Origin of the sequence: Mesorhizobium sp. LCM 4577 (assembly GCF_001854795.2) — a bacterium.
Lineage (GTDB): Bacteria > Pseudomonadota > Alphaproteobacteria > Rhizobiales > Rhizobiaceae > Mesorhizobium > Mesorhizobium plurifarium.
In genome coordinates this window covers 150,613-172,547 of sequence record NZ_MDDU01000001.1, presented here as the reverse complement: position 1 = coordinate 172,547, position 21,935 = coordinate 150,613, and the positions used below count along the sequence as shown (strand labels likewise).

At 65.5% G+C, this 21,935-nt stretch carries 19 protein-coding genes; 9 read left to right on the top strand and 10 right to left on the bottom strand.

All coding sequences use genetic code 11. From position 1 onward, the window contains the following. Positions 1-85 precede the first annotated feature (85 nt). The 8 genes from LCM4577_RS00850 (at position 86) to LCM4577_RS00815 (ending at position 9,560) form a co-directional block, all read left to right on the top strand. Complete coding sequence (locus tag LCM4577_RS00850) at positions 86-1,882, top strand: polysaccharide biosynthesis protein GtrA (protein ID WP_071069059.1); 1,797 nt, start codon at positions 86-88, stop codon at positions 1,880-1,882. Between the two features lie 166 nt (positions 1,883-2,048). Further along, positions 2,049-3,398 (top strand): bifunctional diguanylate cyclase/phosphodiesterase, encoded by a 1,350-nt coding sequence (locus LCM4577_RS00845; protein ID WP_071069832.1) that lies wholly within the window; start codon positions 2,049-2,051, stop codon positions 3,396-3,398. Between the two features lie 296 nt (positions 3,399-3,694). Continuing rightward, a complete protein-coding gene (locus LCM4577_RS00840) occupies positions 3,695-4,462 on the top strand; it encodes an SDR family NAD(P)-dependent oxidoreductase (RefSeq protein ID WP_071069057.1) in 768 nt (255 codons plus the stop codon). Beyond that, a complete protein-coding gene (locus tag LCM4577_RS00835) occupies positions 4,459-5,394 on the top strand; it encodes a 2-dehydro-3-deoxygalactonokinase (RefSeq protein WP_040986461.1) in 936 nt (311 codons plus the stop codon). Before LCM4577_RS00840 ends, LCM4577_RS00835 begins: the two co-directional genes overlap by 4 nt. After that, positions 5,391-6,026 (top strand): 2-dehydro-3-deoxy-6-phosphogalactonate aldolase, encoded by a 636-nt coding sequence (locus tag LCM4577_RS00830; protein ID WP_071031757.1) that lies wholly within the window; start codon positions 5,391-5,393, stop codon positions 6,024-6,026. The genes LCM4577_RS00835 and LCM4577_RS00830 overlap by 4 nt, the downstream gene beginning before the upstream one ends. Positions 6,027-6,028: 2 nt before the next feature. Next, positions 6,029-6,901 carry an SMP-30/gluconolactonase/LRE family protein gene (locus tag LCM4577_RS00825; RefSeq protein WP_371410017.1) on the top strand — a complete coding sequence of 291 codons (873 nt, stop codon included), beginning with the start codon at positions 6,029-6,031 and terminating at the stop codon, positions 6,899-6,901. A 104-nt stretch (positions 6,902-7,005) separates the two neighbouring features. Beyond that, on the top strand, positions 7,006-8,058 hold the full coding sequence (locus LCM4577_RS00820) for a D-alanine:D-lactate ligase-like protein (RefSeq protein WP_040986455.1): 1,053 nt from the start codon (positions 7,006-7,008) through the stop codon (positions 8,056-8,058). Positions 8,059-8,291: 233 nt separating this feature from the next. After that, positions 8,292-9,560: a low temperature requirement protein A gene (locus tag LCM4577_RS00815; RefSeq protein WP_198541011.1), complete on the top strand. Its 1,269-nt coding sequence runs from the start codon at positions 8,292-8,294 to the stop codon at positions 9,558-9,560. Positions 9,561-9,632: 72 nt separating this feature from the next. Here LCM4577_RS00815 and LCM4577_RS00810 read toward each other — a convergent pair whose 3' ends face one another. From LCM4577_RS00810 to LCM4577_RS00770, 9 genes are all read right to left on the bottom strand, one after another. Further along, positions 9,633-9,920, bottom strand: a complete 288-nt coding sequence (locus LCM4577_RS00810) for a DUF1330 domain-containing protein (protein WP_040986451.1) — start codon at positions 9,918-9,920, stop codon at positions 9,633-9,635. Positions 9,921-9,961: 41 nt separating this feature from the next. Continuing rightward, positions 9,962-10,645 carry an orotidine-5'-phosphate decarboxylase gene (gene pyrF / locus LCM4577_RS00805; protein WP_071069830.1) on the bottom strand — a complete coding sequence of 228 codons (684 nt, stop codon included), beginning with the start codon at positions 10,643-10,645 and terminating at the stop codon, positions 9,962-9,964. A 23-nt stretch (positions 10,646-10,668) separates the two neighbouring features. Continuing rightward, the gene (locus tag LCM4577_RS00800; protein WP_041010095.1) at positions 10,669-11,265 is read right to left on the bottom strand and encodes an NADPH-dependent FMN reductase; all 597 of its coding nucleotides are present in this window, start codon (positions 11,263-11,265) and stop codon (positions 10,669-10,671) included. A 143-nt stretch (positions 11,266-11,408) separates the two neighbouring features. Next, positions 11,409-12,014 carry a phospholipid N-methyltransferase PmtA gene (gene pmtA / locus LCM4577_RS00795; protein WP_040986447.1) on the bottom strand — a complete coding sequence of 202 codons (606 nt, stop codon included), beginning with the start codon at positions 12,012-12,014 and terminating at the stop codon, positions 11,409-11,411. Between the two features lie 148 nt (positions 12,015-12,162). Further along, positions 12,163-13,290 carry a molecular chaperone DnaJ gene (dnaJ, locus tag LCM4577_RS00790; RefSeq protein WP_071032472.1) on the bottom strand — a complete coding sequence of 376 codons (1,128 nt, stop codon included), beginning with the start codon at positions 13,288-13,290 and terminating at the stop codon, positions 12,163-12,165. Between the two features lie 201 nt (positions 13,291-13,491). Next, complete coding sequence (gene dnaK, locus LCM4577_RS00785; protein WP_071069053.1) at positions 13,492-15,408, bottom strand: molecular chaperone DnaK; 1,917 nt, start codon at positions 15,406-15,408, stop codon at positions 13,492-13,494. Positions 15,409-15,929: 521 nt separating this feature from the next. Further along, positions 15,930-16,898, bottom strand: a complete 969-nt coding sequence (locus tag LCM4577_RS00780; protein WP_071032470.1) for a substrate-binding domain-containing protein — start codon at positions 16,896-16,898, stop codon at positions 15,930-15,932. An 18-nt stretch (positions 16,899-16,916) separates the two neighbouring features. After that, entirely contained in the window at positions 16,917-18,212 is a 1,296-nt protein-coding gene (locus LCM4577_RS00775; RefSeq protein ID WP_071069051.1) for an ABC transporter permease, read from the bottom strand. Further along, positions 18,209-19,789: a sugar ABC transporter ATP-binding protein gene (locus LCM4577_RS00770; RefSeq protein WP_071069049.1), complete on the bottom strand. Its 1,581-nt coding sequence runs from the start codon at positions 19,787-19,789 to the stop codon at positions 18,209-18,211. Before LCM4577_RS00770 ends, LCM4577_RS00775 begins: the two co-directional genes overlap by 4 nt. Positions 19,790-20,007: 218 nt before the next feature. Here LCM4577_RS00770 and LCM4577_RS00765 point away from each other — a divergent pair, with 218 nt between their 5' ends. Continuing rightward, positions 20,008-21,027 (top strand): LacI family DNA-binding transcriptional regulator, encoded by a 1,020-nt coding sequence (locus tag LCM4577_RS00765; protein ID WP_071069047.1) that lies wholly within the window; start codon positions 20,008-20,010, stop codon positions 21,025-21,027. On the opposite strand, the gene LCM4577_RS00760 is transcribed toward LCM4577_RS00765, so the two are convergent. Then, positions 21,017-21,817, bottom strand: coding sequence for an inositol monophosphatase family protein (locus tag LCM4577_RS00760; RefSeq protein WP_071032466.1), 801 nt, complete (start codon positions 21,815-21,817; stop codon positions 21,017-21,019). The genes LCM4577_RS00765 and LCM4577_RS00760 overlap by 11 nt on opposite strands. Positions 21,818-21,935: the final 118 nt, after the last annotated feature.

Here is a 21,935-nt window from a genome sequence, read left to right as displayed (position 1 = left end):
GCCGGCCCCGTCGAGCCGTTTTACTATTTATTGAAGCCGTTAAGGCTAGGTTTAAACCGATCCTCTCCTTCAAAGGCCACGGCAAATGGGCACAGCCGAGAACGGCGCCGCCACCTGGAAGTCCGATCTGGCGCTGGCGCTGCTGGCGGCCCTGCTCGCCTTCGCCTTCGACGCGTGGACAGGCTTCGGCCAATTGACCGATGCAGGCGGCGACAACGACAATCTGCTGCGCCTCGTCGAGGTCCGCGACCTGCTGGCGGGCCAGGGCTGGTTCGACCTGCACCAGTACCGGATGGGGATGGAAGGCGGCTTCGTCATGCACTGGTCGCGGCTGGTCGACGCGCCGATCGCCGTGATCGCGCTTGCCGCCTCGGCGCTCACCGGCAGCAGGCCGCTCGGCGAGGACGTGGCGGAGGTGCTGTGGCCGGCGCTGCTCTTCTGGTCGACCTTGTTCTTCACCGCCCGCGCCGCGCGCAGCTTCGGCGGCGGTGGCGCGGTGCTGCCCGCCATCCTGGTCGGCGCCGCCGGCTATTACTTCATCGGCATCTACGACCCCGGCGCGCTCGACCACCACAACGTCCAGCTGATGCTCACCATGGCGAGCCTCGCTTTGCTGCTCGAAGCGCCCGCGCGGCGCCGGGCCGCGCTGTTGTCCGGCCTCTGCGCCGCGCTGACGCTCGCCGTCGGCATGGAAACCGTGCCTTATGTCGCCACCATCGGCCTTTGCGTGGCGCTGCTGTTCGTCGCCGATCCGGACGGCGAGCGGACGATCGCCCGGGATTTCGGCCTCGGTTTCGCCGGCATCGCGGCGGTTGTCTTCGTCACGACGGTTCCGCCTTCCGCATGGGGCGCGGCGCAGTGCGATGCCTTCTCGGTCGCGCAGTTCATCGTCGCGGCCACTGCCGGCGCGGGGCTGGCAGCCATCGCCTCCATCGAGCCCGCCGTAGGCAGCTGGCGGCGCCGGCTGGGGTCGCTCGCCGTGCTGGGGGCGGTTCTCGGCCTGGTCGTTGCGGTGTTCTTCCCGCAATGCCTCTCCGCGCCCTATGGCTCCCTCGACCCGCGCCTCAAGGAGCTGTGGCTTGACCATGTCGACGAGGCCCAGTCGCTGCTCACGCTCATCGTCCGCGATCCGGCGCGCGTCGCGGCGCGCTATGCGACGCCGCTGGTGGCGATCATCCTGATGGCGCTGCGTCTGCGCCGCGGCGGCTGGCGGCGGCAGGACAGCCTCGTCACGGCACTGCTGGCCATCGCTTTCGCGGTCGGCGCCTGGCAGGTGCGCGCCACTACCTTCTCGATCGCCTTCGCGGTCATCCCGCTGTCGGCCTGGATCGCCAAATGGCGGGCGCGAGCCGAAACCAGCTCCTCGCTCGGCGTGGCGCTGCGCCTTGCAGCCGTCTGGCTGGTCTCGATCAACCCGGTCTGGACAGGCGTCGCCGCGGCCGCCTCTGTGGCGTTGGATAAAGGCAAACCCGTCGGCGACGGCGGGGCCGCGGACACGACCTGCGAGAAGAAGGCCAGTTTCGCGCCGCTCGGCGGCATGGCCGATACCACCGTGCTGGCGATCTCCAATCTCGGAGCGCCGGTGCTGGCCTATAGCAGCCATCGCGTCTTCGCCGGCCCCTATCACCGCAATGTCGCCGGCAATCTCCTGGCGCTGGACGCCTTTCTCGGCTCGGCCGATGACGCGCGCGCAATCGTCGAGGCGCATCGTGTCGGCCTTGTCGCCGTCTGCCCCGGCAATGTCGAGACCGTGATCCTGACCCGAAAGGCGCCGCAGGGCTTCCTGGCCGACCTGCTGCGCGGCAGGGTGCCGGACTGGCTCGAGCCGATCAGCGAGAAAGAGAGCCCGGTCTCCCTCTATCGCGTCAGGCAAGCCGGCTAAGAGCAATTCCAGGAAAAGTGCGCGGCGGGTTCCGCGAATAACCGCGTGAGGAGGTTCGAAGCGCGACCTTTTTTGGGGACCTTCGGAAAATCGATTTTCTCGATACTTTTCCTAAACGCTTTGCTGCCAGTGTGAAGAGAAATACCGCCGTAAGAACAGGGACATGATGCAAACGACGTTTGGCACCGGTCAGCCAGGCAAGGAAAACACGGATCTGGCCTTTACGGATTCGTTGACCGGGCTCGGCAACCATCGTCGCTTCTTCGACAAGGTCGATCGCCTGATCAGCGACCGCGCCGACGATCCCGCGCCCTTCACCGTCGGCATTCTCGACCTCGACGGCTTCAAGCCGATCAACGACCTGTTCGGCCACAAGGCCGGCGACGACATCCTGGTCCAGGTGGCGATGCGGCTGCGCGCCTCGATGGATGGCTATTCCACCGTATGCCGCATCGGCGCCGACGAGTTCGCCTATCTCTACCCGATGGTGTTCTCGGAGGAGCAGGCGGCCGAGAAGTCGCGCATGCTGATCGAGATCCTGTCGGCGCCCTACGATGTCGGCGAGCGCACCGCCAGGCTCTCGGCCTCGGTCGGCTGCTCGCTGTTCTATTCCGGCGACGAGACCACCGAGATTCTGATCAACAAGGCCGAGACCGCGCTCTATCACGCCAAGCGTTCGGGCCGCGGCCGCGTCGTCGTCTACACCCGCGAGATGGAGGAGGCGGCCAAGCGCGTCACCCGCATCGAGCAGGCGCTGCGACGCGCCGTCTCGGCCGGCGAGGTCGAGCCGCATTTCCAGCCGATCGTCGACCTGAACAGCCGCCGCACCATCGGCTTCGAGACGCTGGCGCGCTGGACCGACCGCGATCTCGGCGTCGTGCCGCCATCGGTCTTCATCCCGATCGCCGAGGAACGCGGCATCATCGGCCCGCTGTCGCAGTTGGTGCTGCGCAAGGCGACCGAGGCGGCGCGCAGCTGGCCGAAAGAGCTGTTCCTGTCCTTCAACCTGTCGCCCTCGCAGCTCGTCGACCAGAACACCGGCCTGCATATCCTGGCGATCCTCGAGCGCACCGGCTTCGATCCGCGCCGGCTGGAGATCGAGATCACCGAGACCGGCCTGATGAACGACCCGGCCTCGGCCGAGAAGATCGTCGAGGATCTGCGGCGCGTCGRCATCCGCGTCTCGCTCGACGATTTCGGCACTGGACAGTCGTCGCTCGGACGCCTGCGCGAATTCCATTTCGACAAGCTCAAGATCGATCGCGCCTTCGTCTCCTCCATCCTCGACGACCGCCCGTCCGAGCATATCATCCGCRCCATCCTCGCCATGTGCGAAGGGCTCGGCATGGATGTCGTGGCCGAAGGCATCGAGGACGAGGCTCAGGCCGATCGCCTCGTCCAGTTCGGTTGCGCCGGCGGCCAGGGCTACCTGTTCGGCAAGCCGGCCGATGCCGACGCCACGCTCGGCTATCTGCGCGATTCCTATCGCGGCGCGCTGCACGCCAAGGCGATTTGACCGGGCTTTTGGGAATCGCATAGGGCGGCGCCGGCCCCCTTATCCGGCCGCTTCGCGGCGACCTTCTCCCGCTGGGGAGAAGAGGCTAGCGCCGACGCCGGCAATCTCCTCCCCCTCGGGGTCCGAAGGACGGGCGAGACCCGTGGCTCGCCCCGGAATGGTCAGCCGAACGAAGCGGAGGCAGGGTGAGGGGGAGTGCCTCATTTGTCGGACATAAGCTGCCGAATCCGCCTTTTCACCCTTGCCCCCCGGCCCGGCGTGGCTAGGATGCGCGCCGGCCAAAGGGAGAAAAGATCATGATGCCATCGGCGCTTTTCGCCGACCTCGACGGCGCCTCGGTGCTGATCACGGGCGGTGGCTCCGGCATCGGCGCGGCGCTGACCGAAGGTTTCATGCGGCAGAACGCGAAAGTCGCCTTCATCGACATCGCCGACAAGCCGAGCGCGGCCCTTGCCGACCGGCTGGAGAAGGAGCTCGGCCGCCGCCCGCTCTATCTCAAGGCCGATTTGCGCGACATCGGGGCGCTGCGCGCCGCCGCGGCGAAAGCTGCCGAGGCGCATGGCGACGTGACGGTGCTGGTCAACAACGCCGCGCTCGACGACCGCCATGCCGTGGAGGATGTCACGGTCGAGTTCTGGGACAACAATCTCGCCATCAACCTGCGGCCGCATTTCTTCACCGCGCAGGCCGTGGCGCCGGGCATGAAGCGCGCCGGCGGCGGCTCGATCATCAACTTCACCTCCACCTCCTATCTGATCAACCATCCCGATATGCCGGCTTATACCGCGGCTAAGGCAGGCATACTCGGCCTGACAAAAGGCCTCGCCGGCAAGCTCGGGCAGAACCGCATCCGGGTCAACGCGGTGGCGCCCGGATGGGTCATCACTGAACGCCAGCGCGAGCTTTGGGTCACGGATGAAGGGCTGGCCGCCCATGTCGCCAAGCAATGCATCAAGGACGTCATGCAACCTGACGACATGGTCGGCACGGTGCTGTTCCTGGCCTCGGATGCCTCACGCATGCTCACCGCCCAGATGCTGATCGTCGACGGAGGCTTCCTGTGAGTCCGGCGCCCGCGGTCGCCGCGCTCGACTGGGGCACGACCAGGCTCAGGGCCTGGCTGCTCGACGGCTCAGGCAAGGTGCTTGCCGAGCGGCGCGGAGACGACGGGCTGATCACCGCCCGCGAAAAAGGTTTTGCCAGGGTGTTGGAAGGCCATCTGGACGCCATGGGCGCGCCGGACACGCTGCCGGTCATCATCTGCGGCATGGCCGGTTCCCGGCAGGGCTGGATCGAGGCGCCCTACGTCACCGTGCCGGCGCCGATCGGCGCCATCCTTGCGGGTGCGGCCCGCATCGAGGGCCTGAGCCGCGACATCCGCATCGTGCCCGGCCTCGCGCAGCGCCTGACTGAGGCGCCGGACGTCATGCGCGGCGAGGAAACCCAGCTTGCCGGCGCCGGTTTGCCGGCAAAGGGGCAGCACCTCGTCTGCATGCCGGGCACGCATTCGAAATGGGTCGCTGTCGCGGACGACGCCGTCGAAGGCTTCGGCACCTGGCCGACCGGCGAATTGTTTTCCGTATTGGCCGCGCACTCGATCCTGAAACATTCGCTCGGCGAGCATCCCGCTCCGGTCGCGGCGGACAGCCCATTCTTCCGGCAATGGTGCGAACGGGCCTTGGGCGAGGGCGGCGACGTCACCTCGAAACTGTTTGCCATCCGCGCCGCCGGGCTTCTGCAGGACTTGCAGTCCACCGATGCGGCGGCATGCCTGTCCGGGCTTCTGATCGGCGGCGAGATCGCCTCGGCCAAGCGACGCTACGGCGCAAGCGAGGCGCCGGTCGTGCTGGTCGCCTCAGGCGCGCTGGCGACGCTTTATGGCGCGGCGCTCGGCCTTGCCGGCCTTGCTTTTCGCACGGTCGACGCCGATGAAGCGGTGCGCGCCGGCCTCGCCGAGGCCGCGCGCGAGAACGGCATGATTGGAGGCGCTTCATGAGCCAGACCGCACCCTTCCCGAAGCTCAAGCGCGGCCTGGTCGCCATCTTGCGCGGTCTCAAGCCGTCCGAGGCCGTGGCGATCGGCCGGGCGATCCATGACGCCGGTATCGAGGCGATCGAGGTGCCGCTCAATTCGCCGGAGCCGTTCGTCTCCATCGCCGATCTGGTCAAGACGCTGCCGCAAACAGCGCTGATTGGCGCCGGCACGGTGCTGACCGCCGCCGATGTCGACGGCCTGCACAAGGCCGGCGGCAAGTTGCTGGTCAGTCCGAACATCGATGCCGAGGTCATGGGCCGCGCCATGCATCATGGCATGGTGACGATGCCGGGCGTGTTCACGCCCACCGAGGCCTTCCAGGCGATCCGGTTAGGAGCCTCGGCGCTGAAATTCTTCCCGGCGAGCGTGCTTGGATCGAGCGGCATCGCGGCGGTGCGCGCGGTGCTGCCGGCAACGACGCTGGTCGGCGCCGTCGGCGGCGTCTCGGACAAGGACTTTGCCGGCTACAAGGCGGTCGGCGTCAGCGTCTTTGGCCTCGGGTCCAGCCTCTACAAGCCGGGCGCGTCGGTCGAGGACGTCGCGCTGCGCGCCCGCGCCGCGGTCGCCGCCTGGGACGAAGCCTTCGGAGGATGACGATGGACGGCGTTTCGGTTTTTTCCGATCATATCTGCGAACTTGGCGAAGGCCCGAGCTACGATCCCGCCACCGACACTTTGTTCTGGTTCGACATCGTCAATGGCAAACTCCTGGAAAAGCCGCTCGCCGGCGCGCTGAAAATCCATGATCTCGGCGTCATGGCCAGCGCCATCGCCGTCATCGACGACGAGCGCCAGCTCATCGCCACAGAGACCGGCCTGCAGGTCCGCGACGTGAAAACCGGCAGGCTGACGATGCACACGCCGATCGAGGCCGACAACCCGCTGACGCGCTCCAACGATTCGCGCGTCCATCCCTGCGGCGCGCTGTGGACCGGCACGATGGGCAAGGGCGAGGAGAAGGGCGCCGGCTCGATCTACTGGTTCTTCAAGGGCGAATTGCGCCGGCTGTTTTCGGGCATCACCGTCTCGAATTCCATCTGCTTCTCGGAGGACGGCAAAATCGCCTACTACACCGACACAGCGACCGGGCTGCTGATGCGCGTCGCCTGCGATCCGGCGACCGGTCTGCCGGCCGGCGAAGTGAAAGTGTTCGTCGATCACCGCTCCTCGAAAGGCTATATCGACGGTTCGGTCGTCGATCGCGACGGCGTGCTGTGGAACGCCGTCTGGGGCGGCAAGGCGGTGAAGGCCTATGCGCCGGACGGCACGCTGCTGCGCGAGATCGCGATGCCGGTGACGCAGGCTTCCTGCCCCGCCTTTGTCGGCGCGAAAGCCGATCGCCTCGCCGTGACCTCGGCCTGGAGCGGCAAGGACGAAAAACAGCGCGCTCTCGATCCGCAGGCCGGGATGACCTTCCTGCTCGATATCCCGGTCAACGGCCGCTTCGAGCCGCGGGTGCTGATCGCCTAAGGCAGGTCAGCACTATCAGGCAATCGCCTTGGCCCGGTCGGTTTCCCGCAAGCCGGCCGCTGCGGCCATGCGATGGTAGCGCCTGATTTCGCCCGGAGCATTCGATGCCGCAGCCGACGCTGATCCTTGTCTACGAACCGGAAAGGCCCTGTTTCGACCGGCTCGTCGCCGCCGGCTATCCAACGGAGCGCGCCATCGAGATCTCCTCTTATCTGGCGCAGTCGACCGACCTCGCACCGGAGTTCGACCTGCTCGCGGCAGCTTGCGGGAAGCGGGGGATCGCTTTCAAGCCTGTCGAGCTCGACAATGCGGCGCCGGTTCTGGCGAAGGCCGATCCCGCGAGCACGCTGGTCTGGACGTTGACCGACGGCATAGCCTATTTCCGCGGCGGGGCAGCACCCGCAATGGCCCGCCTCAACGGCCTGCGCACCATCGGCGCCGACGATTCGCTGTTCGCGCTCTGCCAGGACAAGCTCCGCTCCGGCGCCGTGCTCGGCGCGCTCGGCCTGCCGGCGCCGCAGGCCGGCCTTGCCCGCAACGGCGAGTGGCTGGTCGAACCGCCGGCCTCGCCGAAAGGCTGGTTCGTGAAGCCCAACCGACTGGGCGCCAAGATCGGCATCTGGCCGGATTCGCGCATCGGCTATCTCGGCCACGCGCTGGAGCTTAGCCGGCGTGTCTTTTCCCACTATCGCGACGACGTCGTCGTCCAGCCCTATGTCGCCGGCCGCAATGTGCGGGCGAGCTTCCTGGGGTTGAAGCCCGAAACCGGCGTCGAGGCCTTGGGCATCTTCTTCGTCGATTCCGGCGGCGATTTCCAGACCATGGCCGACTCGATGGCGCTTTATGGCGATACCGGCCAGGCGGCGAAGGATGCGGGCACCTATGTCGAGCCGGAGCTTGAGGCGGTCGGCGCCAGTCAGCCGGAGGCGGATCGGAAAATCCGCGCCGTCGCGCAGAGGCTGATCGGCGGCCTTGGCTTGCGGGATGTCTTTTCCATCGATTTCAGGGTCGAGGCCGACGACACCGTGCACCTCATCGAGTTCGAAGTCTGCCCCGGCCTGCCCTGCTTCGATTTCCGCGACTATTGCCGCAGGGAGTGGGGCATGAGCCTTGCCGATGCGATGGCCGAGACGGCAGCGAGCCGGTTGCGGTCGTGACACTCATGATTGGCTGAGACCTAACGACTTCGTCATTCCAGGGTCTGCGCTGCGTCGCTACGCTCCTTGCTCCACCCGTGGATGACGAAATGATGGACGTTCCGGCGAATCTCCAATGAACCGTGGGCGCCTTGCTGTCTCCGCCGCTCGCACAGGCCCGCATTGCAACACCCGCGCCTTGACGCATGGTTCTTCGCCTCTACTGTCGCGGCTCTGTCAACGAGAGCCGCGCAATGAACACAACGCCCGTCAGCGTTCAAAGTCTCCACCATCATCTAAGGCGCATGGGCGGGCGCGACCCGCATGAGACGCATCGCGTCGCCACGCCGCTCGAGCTGCTCTTCGACCTGACCTTCGTCACCGCTTTCGGCCTTGCCGCCTCGCAGCTGGCGCACGCCCTGGCAGAGGGCCATTACGCGGTCGGCCTGCTCGGCTTCGGCTTCGCCGGCTTCGCCATCTGCTGGGCCTGGATCAATTTCTCTTGGTTCGCCTCGGCCTATGACACCGACGACTGGCTTTTCCGCCTCATCACCATGGTGCAGATGATCGGCGTGCTGGTGCTGGCCATCGGCCTGCCGCGCATGTTCGCCTCGATCGAGCATGGCGAGCATCTCGACAATTCCATCATGGTGCTGGGCTACGTCATCATGCGCGTCGCCATGATCTTCCAGTGGCTGCGCGCGGCAAGGCAGGATCCGGCGCGTCGCGACATCTGCCTCACCTATGTCACGGCTATCGCCATCGCCCAGATCGGCTGGGTGGTGCAGATCCTGGTCGATTTCTCGATCGAGACCAGCGCCGTGCTCGCCGTCGTCCTGCTGCTGGTAGAGCTCGCCGGGCCCGTGCTCGCCGAGCGCAGAAACGGCGGCACGCCCTGGCACGCGCATCACATGGCCGAACGCTATAGCCTGTTCGCCATCATCGCGCTCGGCGAAGGGGTCGTCGGCACGCTGGCCTCGCTGTCGGCCGTGGTCGAGGAGCAGGGTTGGAACCTCGATGCCGCCCTTGTCGGCGTCGCCGGCACCGGTCTCACCTTCGGCATGTGGTGGTGCTACTACATGCTGCCCTCGGCGCCGGTGCTGCATGCGCACCGCGACCGCTCATTCGTCTGGGGTTACGGCCAGATGGTCATCGTGGCCGCGATCGTCGCCACCGGCGCCGGCCTGCATGTCGCGGCCTATTTCATCGAGCACAAGACCCAGACCGGGCCGCTGGCGACACTGCTCTCGACCGCGATTCCGCTGACCATTTTCCTCGGCGGGATCTATGCGCTCTACTATTACCTCGTGCAGCRCTTCGACCCGTTCCACATCTGGCTGCTGCTGGCCACGGCGGCGGTCACCGCACTCGCCGTCGTCGCCGCCATTGCAGGCGTGGACATGGCGGTGTGCCTGATCATCCTGACGCTGGCGCCGGCGGTCACCGTCGTCGGCTACGAAATCCATGGTCATCGCCACCAGGCGGAATCGCTCGCCATGGACGAGCGGCACACGCTGCACTGACGGAGGGGCGAGAGCTTTAGTGCGTTACGCAATTCCTGACGGAAAACCGCTCACACTTTTCCTGGAATTGCTCTAGATGCCCTCGACCAGCACGATCTCGCCGTCGGCCACTTTCTGGCGGATGGCGACGGCGCGCTGGTATTCCGGCGAGTGGTAGCAGTCATGCGCCGCCGCCAGCGATTCGAACTCGATGATGACGTTGCGGGCGCGCCCCGGACCCTCGGCCTTTTCGTGCTCGCCGCCGCGCGCCAGGAACTTCGCGCCGAAGCGGTCGAAGGCGAGCTTCGCGGCCGCGACATAGTCCTTGTAGCCCTCGGCGTCGCGCACATCGACACGGGCGATCCAATATCCCTTGGGCATTCTTCTTCTCCTGTTTGCGTTGTCCGAACGAGGACTGGTCCTCAGGCCGACAGCATCTCTGCGAGGATCGCCTCGGCCGCCGCGCGCCGGTCCGGCGCGGCGACGATCGGCCGGCCGACGACCAGGTGGCTGGAGCCGTTGCGGATCGCCTGCGCCGGGCTCACCACGCGCTTCTGATCGCCATGGTCGCTGCCCGACGGCCGGATGCCCGGCGTCACCACCGCCAGGTCGGGGCCGACGATGCGGCGCACCGCTTCGGCCTCCTCGGCCGAGCAGACGACGCCGCCCATGCCGGCATGCAGCGTCTGTTCGGAGCGCCTGAGCACCAGCGTGTGCGGGTCGTATTCATAACCGGCGTCGATCACGTCCTGCTCGTCCATCGAGGTCAGCACCGTCACGCCGAGCAGGCAAAGCTCGCTGCCCCTGGCCGCCTCGACAGCCGCTCTCATGGTTTTGGGATAGGCATGCAGCGTCAGCATCGTCACGCCCATCTTGACGATGTTCTCGACGCCCTTGGCGACCGTATTGTCGATGTCGAGCAGCTTCATGTCGAGGAACACTTTGGTGCCGCCGCTGGCGAGCTCCCGCGCGAAGTCGAGCCCGCCGGCGAAGGCGAGCTGGTAGCCGATCTTGTAGAACRAGATGGCGCCTTCGAGCTCGCGCACCGCCTTCTCGGCTTCCTTCAGCGTCGRCACGTCGAGCCCGACGATCAACCTGTCCCGCATCGTGTCGGCCTCCGCGAAATTGATCACGCCTCGATCCGGGTGGACAGCATGCGCGAGGTTTCGATCAGTGTACGGCATAGGCGCTCCATCGATTGGTGTAGTCTGGCGTCCCTGAATCGTCCGTCCTCGGCGAAGGCTTCGCCGGCCTCGGAAACCGAGCATTCGGGCGTGATCACCTCCATCTGGCAACGCACCAGCACCGCGCGCAGATGGTTGATGCAGCGTATGCCGGCGAACTTGCCTTCCGAGGATGAGCAGAGAGCGACGGGCTTGCCGTAGAGCGGCCTGAACGAACGGCTGCCCTCGCGCCGTATCCGGCTCACCCAGTCGATCGCGTTCTTGAGCAAGGGCGGGATCGAGCCGTTATATTCGGGCGTCGCGATCAGCAACCCGTCATGCGCGGCGATCTGGCGGCCAAGCTTGATCGCGTTCTCGGGGATGCCTTTTTCCTTTTCCAGGTCCTCGTCCATGATCGGCAGTGGATAGTCGCGGAGCGAGATGCGCGTCACCTCCGCGCCCTGCATGGCGAGCTCCTTCTGCGCCACATCGGCCGTCCGGCCGCTATAGGCGCCGGTGCGGACCGAGCCGGCGAAGACGAGGATTCGTGGGATCACTGCCATTGGCCACCCTTGTTCGGGGACAGGTACAGCCAAGGAGCATTCAAATCAACGGCCGGATGAGGGAATAGGCATTAGGCAGTAGGGGAATGGGCGGTTCGATTTCCAGACTTTTCCCTACTGCCTATTCCCTACTGCCTTCTCGTCTAATGCGCTGCGCGCCGGTAGATCCACAGCTGCGTCGGCGGGATGTTGCGGAAGATGAAATCGAAATGCTCGACCGTGTAGTCGCCGCGCCCGGCCGGGATCGGCGACAACGGGCCGTAGGTGAGCTGCACGATAGGCCGTCCGGCGGGAATGCGGTCGAGCAGGCTTTCGACATAGGCGATGCGCTGGGCGACCGGGAAATTGAGCAGCGGCACGCCAGAGACGACCGAATCGAACACCATGTCGCGCTTGTCGCCGAGCGTGGCATTGAGATTGAAGGCGTCTCCCTCGATCACGTTGACTCCGGGATAGAGCCCGCGCAGATGGCGCACGAAGTCGGTCGAATATTCGACCGCGTAGAGGTTTTCGGGCTTCACGCCCTGGGCGAGGATGGCGCGGGTGATGACGCCGGTGCCGGGGCCGACCTCGAGCACAGGCAGGCCGGATCTCGGATTGACGATCGACGCCATCTTGCGGGCGGTGATGGAACTGGTGGGAACGATCGAGCCGACCGTCTTCGGCTTGTCGATCCAGCCTTTGAAGAACTTCAGCTCGTCGTCGAATTTTTCGGCCAGCGCTTTGCGCAACCCGGGACTACGTGCCATCACGAGCTCTCCTCAATGCTCCGCCCCCGATCCGCTACTTAGCAGGTGGGTGGGACAAGGCAAGGCGTCAAGCTGGCATAAGGTGTTGATGACGCTTGGGAAGCCGATCGCGCCCTCCCATGCCGTGCGAAATGCGGGGCTGCGGCGATCAGCTCTCGCCGAACGATTCGAAGAAGTCCTTCATGCGCGCGAAGAAGCCGCTCGACTGGGGCGAATTTTCCTTCGAGGAGAGCTGCTCGAACTCTTCCAGCAATTCGCGCTGGCGGCGCGTCAGGTTCTGCGGCGTCTCGACCGCCGTCTGGATATAGAGGTCGCCGACATTGGGCTGGCGCAGCACCGGCATGCCCTTGCCCTTCAAGCGGAACTGGCGGCCATTCTGGGTGCCTTCCGGCACCTTCACCTTGGTTTGCGTGCCGTCGAGCGTGGTGACCTCGAAGGAACCGCCAAGGGCGGCCGTCGTCATCGAGATCGGCACCTTGCAATAGAGATCGGCGCCGTCGCGCTGGAAGAATTCGTGCGGCTTGACCGCGAGGAAGATGTAGAGGTCGCCGGACGGTCCGCCGCGCAGGCCCGCCTCGCCCTCATTGGCAAGCCGGATGCGGGTGCCGTCCTCGATGCCGGCCGGGATGTTGACCGACAGCGAGCGCTCCTCGGTGACGCGGCCCTGGCCGGCGCATTTCGGGCAGGGATCCTTGATCGTCTGGCCGCGGCCCTGGCATTGCGGGCAGGTCCGCTCGATAGAGAAGAAGCCTTGCGTGGCGCGCACCTTGCCATGGCCATGGCACATCGAGCAGGTCACCGGCTGCGTGCCGGGCTTGGCGCCGCTGCCGGAGCATTCCGAACAGGAGATGGAGGCCGGCACATGGATCTGCGCGGTCTTGCCGGAGAAAGCTTCTTCCAGCGTGATTTCCATGTTGTAGCGCAGGTCGGCGCCGCGCTCGCGGCCGCCCGACGAGCGGCGCTGGCGACCGCCCATCATGTCGCCGAAAATGTCCTCGAAGATGTCGGCGAAGCCGCCGGCGCCGAAGCCGTGCGCCGCGCCGTTCATGCCGCCCTCGAAGGCAGCGTGGCCGAAGCGGTCATAGGCGGCGCGCTTCTGCGGGTCCTTCAGCGTCTCGTAGGCTTCGTTGATTTCCTTGAACTTGTGCTCGCAGGCATGGTCGCCGGGGTTGCGGTCGGGGTGGAACTGCATGGCGAGCTTACGAAAAGCGCTCTTTAGCTCCTTGTCGTCGGCGCCCCTTTGCACGCCCAGCGTTTCGTAGAAATCAGCTTTCATTTTTTCCCGCTGTCCGGATGCTCAATGTCTTCAAGCATTGTTGRCAATCTTTGCCGGCATGGTCTTGGATTTAGGAGCGATGTTTCCCGGATGCTAGTACCAAGCCGGGGCAGCTCCGGGTTTTTCGTCATTTTTTCGGTCAGGGTTGCAAAAAAGCCCGGCCTTGCGCCGGGCTTTTGCACTTATTCGCCGTCAGCCGGCTCAGGCCGACTTCTTCTTGTCGTCGTCTTCGTTGATTTCCTCGAAGTCGGCGTCGACCACGTCCGAATCCTTGGCGGCATCCGCCTTGGCGTCGGCTTCGGCCGCTTCCTTCTGCGAGGCCTCATACATGGCCTGGCCGAGCTTCATCGAGGCTTCGGCGAGCGCCTGCGACTTGGCCTCGATGTCGGCCGGGTCGTCGCCTTCGGCGGCGGTCTTCAGCGCGGCAATCGCATCCGAGATCGCGGCGCGGTCGGCCTCCGAGACCTTGTCGCCATAGTCCTTGAGCGACTTCTCGGACGAATGCACCAGCGCCTCGGCCTGATTGCGGGCCTCGACGAGAGCACGGCGCTTCTTGTCCGCCTCGGCATTGGCCTCGGCATCCTTCACCATCTTCTCGATGTCGGCGTCGGACAGACCGCCCGAAGCCTGGATGCGGATCTGGTGCTCCTTGCCGGTGCCCTTGTCCTTGGCCGAGACGTTGACGATGCCGTTGGCGTCGATGTCGAAGGTGACCTCGATCTGCGGCACGCCACGCGGAGCCGGCGGGATGCCGACCAGGTCGAACTGGCCGAGCAGCTTGTTGTCGGCCGCCATTTCACGCTCGCCCTGGAAGACGCGGATCGTCACAGCCGACTGCGAATCCTCGGCGGTCGAGAAGGTCTGGCTCTTCTTGGTCGGGATCGTCGTGTTGCGCTCGATCAGCCGGGTGAACACGCCGCCCAGCGTCTCGATGCCCAGCGACAGCGGCGTCACGTCGAGCAGCAGCACGTCCTTGACGTCGCCCTGCAGCACGCCGGCCTGGATGGCGGCGCCGAGCGCGACGACCTCATCCGGGTTGACGCCCTTGTGCGGCTCCTTGCCGAAGAACTGCTTCACGATCTCCTGGATCTTGGGCATGCGGGTCATGCCGCCGACCAGAACCACTTCGTCGATCTCGCCAGCCTTCAGGCCGGCATCCTTGAGCGCCGCCTTGCAGGGCTCGATGGTGCGCTGCACGAGGTCCTCGACCAGGCTTTCGAACTTCGCCCGGGTGAGCTTCATCGTCAGGTGCTTCGGGCCGCTGGCGTCGGCGGTGATGAAGGGCAGGTTGATCTCGGTCTGCGTCGTCGACGACAGCTCGATCTTGGCCTTCTCGGCCGCTTCCTTCAGGCGCTGCAGCGCGAGCTTGTCGGCCTTGAGGTCGATGCCCTGTTCCTTCTTGAACTCGGCCGCCAGATATTCGACGAGCCGCATGTCGAAGTCCTCGCCGCCGAGGAAGGTGTCGCCATTGGTCGACTTCACCTCGAACACGCCGTCGCCGATTTCGAGCACCGAAATATCGAAGGTGCCGCCGCCAAGGTCATAGACGGCGATGGTCTTGCCGTCCTTCTTTTCCAGGCCGTAGGCAAGTGCTGCGGCCGTCGGCTCGTTGATGATGCGCAGCACCTCGAGACCGGCGATTCGGCCGGCGTCCTTGGTCGCTTGGCGCTGGGCGTCGTTGAAATAGGCCGGAACGGTGATGACCGCCTTCTCGACCTTCTCGCCGAGATAGGCCTCCGCCGTCTCCTTCATCTTCTGCAGGATCATGGCCGAGATCTGGCTGGGCGACTGCTTCTTGCCGCCGGCCTCGACCCAGGCGTCGCCATTGTCGCCCTTGACGATCTTGTAGGGGACAAGCTTCTTGTCCTTCTCCGTCACCGGGTCGTCATAGCGGCGGCCGATCAGGCGCTTGACCGCGAAGATGGTGTTTTCCGGATTGGTGACCGCCTGGCGCTTGGCCGGCTGGCCGACGAGACGTTCGCCGTCGCTCGAGATGGCGACGATGGAAGGCGTCGTGCGCGCGCCTTCAGCGTTCTCGATAACCTTCGGGTCCTTGCCATCCATGATGGCGATACAGGAATTGGTGGTGCCGAGATCGATACCGATAACTTTTGCCATTGTTCTAGTCTCTCCTCTAAGCAGGCTCTCAGGACCCTTCAAAAGGCGTTCCGACGAAAGCCCCTGTTCACAAGAAATCCCGTCATGGTCCCGCTTTTCGGGCCCGGACGGCTGGCGCGTATATAAGAACAGGCGACACAAGGCGCAAGCATTCTGCGCAAGCTGTCCGTCGTCTTGGCAGCGACCGGGAAGAAACCCGCCGCGCTTTGCGCCAGAGCCGCTCTGGGATCGGTCTATCCTGCTGTTCCAGCTTGGTTTTTTTGAAGCGGTGCCGCTTAGGCCGCGCGGAGCTGCCGACAGGCAGGGTCGGGACTTGCCGTTTCGGGCGTGACTTTCGGTCGCGAAAGAGCGGAAAATCGGCATTGCGGCGACGCCTGCCGCATCCGGCGGCAAGCTATCGGAGCGCCTCGCGCTTGGGCAAAGCCCTGCCGGGCGCGTGGCCCGGCAGGGGGATTTCAGGCTTCAAGCAATTCCAGGAAAAGTGCGTAGCGGTTTTCCGTTCGGAATTGCGTCAAACAAACCTAGAGCCCGTTGTCCTTGAGTATCTTGGCGGCGTTCTCCTTGGTGACCTTTTCCGTCGGCAGCGTGATGGTCTTTTCGACCTTCTCGCCGTTCAGGAACTTGATCGCCTGGCGCAGGCCCTCGGCGCCCGGCGTGACATAGGTGAAGGTCGCCGTCAGCTCGCCCTTGTTCACCATCTGCACGCCTTCGTTGGGCAGGCCGTCGATGCCGATGAACTTGATGTCCTTCTCGCGCCCGACGTCCTTGGCCGCGAGATAGGCGCCATAGGCCATCGGATCGTTGTGGCCGTAGACGAGGTCGATCTTCTCGTTGGTCTTCAGCGCGTTGGCCATGATGTTGTAGGCCTGGTCCTGCTTCCAGTCGCCCGACTGCTGGTCGAGCAGGTACTTGATGCCCGGCTCCTTGTCGGTGAATTCATGGAAGCCGTCATGGCGGTCATGCGCCGGCTGCGTGCCCATGCCGCCCCAGATCTCGACGACGTTGCCGGCTGCCTTGCCCTTGCCGCCGAGAAGCTCGACGGCATATTCGCCCGCCGCGCGGCCGATCAGCTTGTTGTCGCCGCCGACGAACTGCGTATAGTCCTTGGTGTCGACATTGCGGTCGAGCACGAAGACCGGGATCTTGGCGTCGATCGCCTGCTGCACCACGCCGGTGAGGCCTGCCGATTCCTTCGGCGACACCAGCAGCGCGTCGACCTCCTGGCGGATCAGGTTCTCGACATCGGCGACCTGCTTTTCGGTCTTGTCCTCGCCATCGGTGATGATCAGCTCGACTTCCGGATGCTTGGCGGCTTCGGCGATGATGTCCTTGTTGAACTGGGCACGCCAGGGCTCGATGGTCGTCACCTGCGAGAAGCCGATCTTCCACTTCTTGTCCTGGGCAAGGGCGTGGTTGCTGGAAAAGAGAGCGGTCGTCGTCAGAAGTGCCGCCGCGAAGGTGGCGAGCTTCAGCATATCACGTCGTGTCATGGTTCTGTTTCCTCCGGATTATAGAGACGAGGTCTCCTGTGACGGCCGCTTGGCCGCGGCCGTTTCCTTTTGCGCCGTCCGCCCGTTGGGCAGGCGCAGATAGCTTAAGATGTCGCCGGCATTGCGCTCCTGCACGAGCACGGTCCCGATGATGATCGCTCCCTTCAGCACCAGCTGAAGGTTCGAATTGATGTTGTGCAACTGCAGGATGTTGGACAGCAGGCCGAAGATCAGCACGCCGCAAAAGGTGCCGATCAGGCTGCCGCGCCCGCCCATCAGGCTGGTGCCGCCGATGACCACGGCGGCGATGGCGTCGAGCTCCAGCCCGGCGCCGGCATCCGGCTTGCCTTGCCGATATTGCGCCACGTAGAGCACCGCCGCGATGCCGGCGAGCAGGCCGGACATCGCATAGGTGGCGATCTTGACGCGCCCGGCGGCGATGCCGGAGAGCCGTGCCGCCTCCTCGTTGCCGCCGATGGCGTAGACATAGCGGCCGAATGGCGTGAAGCGCAGCACCGCGCCGTAGATCACCACCGCGCCGAGGAAGAACAGGCCGGGCATCGGCACGACGCCGAACACCAGCGAGCGCAGGATCTCGAACTCTTCGGTGGCGTTGGAGCCGGTATAAACCGGCAGCACCGCATTGTTCTGGCCGGCGGTCAGCCGGGCGATGCCGAGCGCCGTCACCATCATCGCCAGCGTGACGATGAAGGGCTGCAGGCGGCCGGCGACGATGATGAAGCCGTTGATGGTGCCGAACAGAAGGCCGACGCAAGGCGCCACCAGCAGYACGCCGAGCACGCCGAACTTGGTTTCGACCTGCGGCAGCAGGTACCACAGCGAAAGGCAGCACAGCACCACGCCGACGACGCCCGGGACGACCAGTCCGCGCGCCTTGCCCAGCCGCACCTCGCGGCTGACGTCCGCGCCGGCGCGGGACTTCTCGATGTTAAGCAGGATGAAGCGGGTGATGAGCGCGCCGAGGCAGAGCGCCACCAGCGCGGTCGTCGGCACGCCGAGCGCCGCCGACGGCGTGACGCCGGGCACGGTGAGCAGCATGGCGCAGACCACCGAGCAGATCGCCATCAGCGAGCCGACGGAAAGATCGATGCCGCCGGTCAGGATCACCGCCGTCATGCCGGTGGCGATAAGGCCGGTGGTCGACACCTGGCGCAGCACGTCGAGCAGGTTGCCGTAGGACAGGAAGATGTTGTTGCCCTTGGAGCTGATCGGCGAGCCGAACACGCCGATCAGGAAGATGGCGATCAGCCCCCAGTAGAGCTTGGTGCGGGAGAGAAGGCTGATGAGGCTCATGCGGCAGGTCTCGTAGTACGTCGCGGCGCGGCAAGCCGCATGATCGCTTCCTCGCTGGCCTCGGCGCGGGACAGGATTCCGCGCTGGCGGCCCTCCGCCATGACCAGGATGCGGTCGGCCAGATGCAGAAGCTCGGGCAGTTCCGAGCTGATCACGACAATCGCCAGCCCGTCGCCCGCCAGCTTGAAGATGAGGTCGTAGATTTCGCGCTTGGCGCCGACATCGATGCCGCGTGTCGGCTCGTCGAGCAGAAGCACGCTCGGCCGCGTCGCCAGCCACTTGCCGATCACCACCTTCTGCTGGTTGCCGCCCGACAGCGTGCCGGCGGCCTGCTCGATGCTTCCGCAGCGTATGCCGAGCGCGCTCACCGCCTCGCGCGCCAGGCCCTGCTCGCCCGAACGCGAGCGCAGGCCGAAGCGCGCCAGCGCGCCGACCAGGGGCAGCGCGACATTGTCGGTGATCGAGGCCGTGAGATGCAGGCCTTGCGTCTTGCGGTCCTCGGTGACCAGGGCGATGCCCAGCCGGCGCGCCTCGCGCGGYGAGCCGATCTCGACCGGCACGCCGTCGAGCCTGATCTCGCCGCCGGTGCGGCCATCGCTGGAGCCGAAGATCGCCTCCAGGATTTCGGTGCGGCCGGAACCCAGCAGCCCGCCTATGCCGAGGATTTCGCCAGCCGAAAGATCGAAGCTCACGCCCTCGATCACCGTGCGCCAGCCATGCCGGTCGGGCTTGGACAGCGACAGCTCCCTGACCGAGAGCGCTATCCTGCCGCCGGGGCCGCGCTCGTGATCGGAGGACGCCAGAAGGTCGCGCCCGACCATGGCCGAGATGATGGCGTCTTCATCCAGCGCCGCCATATCCTGCGTCAACACATGACGCCCGTCGCGCAGCACCGTCACCCGGCTCGCCAAGTGCATGACCTCGTCGATGCGGTGCGAGATGTAGACGATGGCGACGCCGCTTGCCGCGAGCTGGCGGATGATGCGGAACAGTCGCTCGCATTCGGCCGGCGAGAGTGCCGAGGTCGGCTCGTCCATGATCAGGATGCGCGCTGATTTCGACAGCGCCTTGGCGATCTCCACCAGCTGCTGCTCGCCGACCCTGAGCGTGCCGACGCGCGCTTCCGGGTCGAGCTCGATGCCGAGACGCTGCAGCAGCACTTTTGCCGCGCGGCTGCTCGCCTTGCGGTCGACGACCAGCCCGGCGATCAGCTTTTCGCGGCCGAGGAAGATGTTGTCGGCGACGCTGAGCTCGGGRACGAGGTTGAGCTCCTGGTGGATGATGGCAATGCCGGCGTCTTCGGCGTCGCGGACCCCGGTGAAACGAACCGCCTGGCCGTCGACGGCAACAGTGCCTTCGTAATCCGTATAGACGCCCGAGAGTATCTTCATCAGCGTCGACTTGCCGGCGCCGTTCTCGCCCATCAGCGCGTGCACTTCGCCCGGCCTGAGGTCCAGGCCGACATCGGACAGCGCGGCGATGCCGCCAAACCGCTTGGAAATGCCGGTCGCGCCCAGGACGACGGTTGGACCGTCGGCCGCCAGGTTTTCCGTCATGATGGGGCCAGCGCGCTGCATGGCAAAGGACGGCCTCCCTCCGTCGTCTTCGATTGCCCGAACGCTAATCTAAACGTTTCGAATGTGTCAAGCGCCTATCTGGCTTCTGAGGATTGAAGCATTTCAATTCTTGCGAAAAATGCCGGCTTTACGTAGGTTTGGCTAAACAGGGGCGGCTAAACGTTTCGAAAATGACGGCGTCAGGGCGGAAAAAACAGCGGAAATCCACGGCGCCGACCATGCTGCACGTAGCCGAGGCGGCGCGCGTGTCGGTGGCCACCGTGTCGGCATTGCTGAACGGTACCGCCACCGTCAGTCCCGAGCTTACGCAACGCATCGAGCAGGCGATCCGCGACATCGGCTACAAGCGCAACGCCATCGCCCGCAGCCTGAAGATGGGCACCACGCGCACCATCGGCCTCACCGTGCCRCACATCACCAATCCGTTCTTCACCGATGTCGTCTCGGTCATCCAGCAGGCGTTCGACCGCGCCGGCTATGCCGTCATGCTGTGCTGCACCGACGAGGATCTGAACACGCAGGACGAGCAGATACGTCTGTTGCTCGACCGCATGGTCGACGGGCTGATCGTGGYGCGCGTCGGCGACGGCGGCATTCTGAAGAGCATCGTCGAGGACGCCAATGTGCCGGTGGTGCTGCTCGACCGTCTCTGCGAGGGGGTCGACACCGACGCGGTGGTGCTGGACAACCAGCGCGCCGTGTTCGACGCCGTCACCTATCTGATCCATCTTGGCCATCGCCGCATCGGCTACATCACCGGCACCTCCGACATCTCCCCCATGCATGACCGCATGATCGGCTACCGCGAGGCGCTGCAGGCCGCCGGCCTGCCTGTGGCGGAGGAGCTCATACGCTCCGGCAATTTCCACGAGATCGACGGCTACAACGCGACCATGCAACTCTTGTCGCTGCACGACCGGCCAAGCGCGATCTTCTCGGCCAACAACCCGATGGTGATCGGCACCATGAAGGCGATCCGCGACATCGGCCTTTCCTGCCCCGAAGACATCTCGGTCGCCTGTTTCGACGATTTTCCCTGGTCGGACGTGTTCGTGCCGCAGCTGACCACCGTGGCGCAGCCGGTGCAGGCGATCGGCGAGCAGGCGGCGAACCTCCTGCTCGACCGGCTGGCCGGCAACCGCGACGCCCCGCCGCGCAAGCTCGTGCTCAAGGGCCGGCTGATGATCCGCAATTCCTGCCGGCCGCTCGGCGCGGTCGCGCAGAGCGTCAGCGCGTAAATCCGAAGGAGCTCTCTCCGAGTAGCCGCAACCTGGAGAAGATGCGCTTGCCGCCGGCGACCACCCGGGTGCCTTTGTCGATCACCGTCTTGTGGTCCGCTTTCAGCACCGTGCCGCCGGCCTCTTCGACCAGCAGCATGCCGGCCAGGCAATCCCAGGCGTTCATGTGCTCTTCGATATAGCCGAGCAGCCGGCCTGACGCCGCATAGGCAAGCATCAGCGCTCCGGAAGCATTGCGGTAGAAGACGCCGCCCTCGGCCATGATCAGGCCGATGAGAGTGACGACGTTCTTGGTCGCGGCGCGGTTGGAAAGCCCGGTGCCGACCGCGCCCTCCGAAAGCGACGCCGCGTTGCTGGTCTTGATCGGCTTGCCGTTGAGGAAGGCGCCGCCGCCCAGGCGGCCGTAGAAGGTCTCGTCGGTCGAAGGCTCATGGATGACGCCGACCACCGTCTCGCCGTTCGTGGCGCAGGCGATCACCACGCACCAGGCGGGAATGCCGTGCACGAAATTGGCGGTGCCGTCGATCGGGTCGATCACCCAGACATGACCGGTTGTTCCGGTCACCGCCGCATGCTCCTCGCCGACGATGCCGTCTTGCGGATAGGCCTCGGCGATCGCCGCGCGGATGAACAGCTCAACCTCGCGGTCGGCTTGGGAGACCAGGTCCTGGTGGCCCTTGCTCTCGACGGCCAGGTTGTCGAGGTCGCGAAAATACTTCAGTCCCAGCTCGCCGGCGCGCCGCGCCAGGTCGATGGCAAAATGCATGCGGTCATCGAGATCATGGGTCACGGGCAGGCTCGCGCTGGAGCAATTCCAGGAAAAGTGTGAAGCGGTTTTCCGCGGGAATTGCGTCAAAACACAGGAGGGATGCCTGCCCTTAGCAGACGAGTGTGTCGGGCAAAAGCCG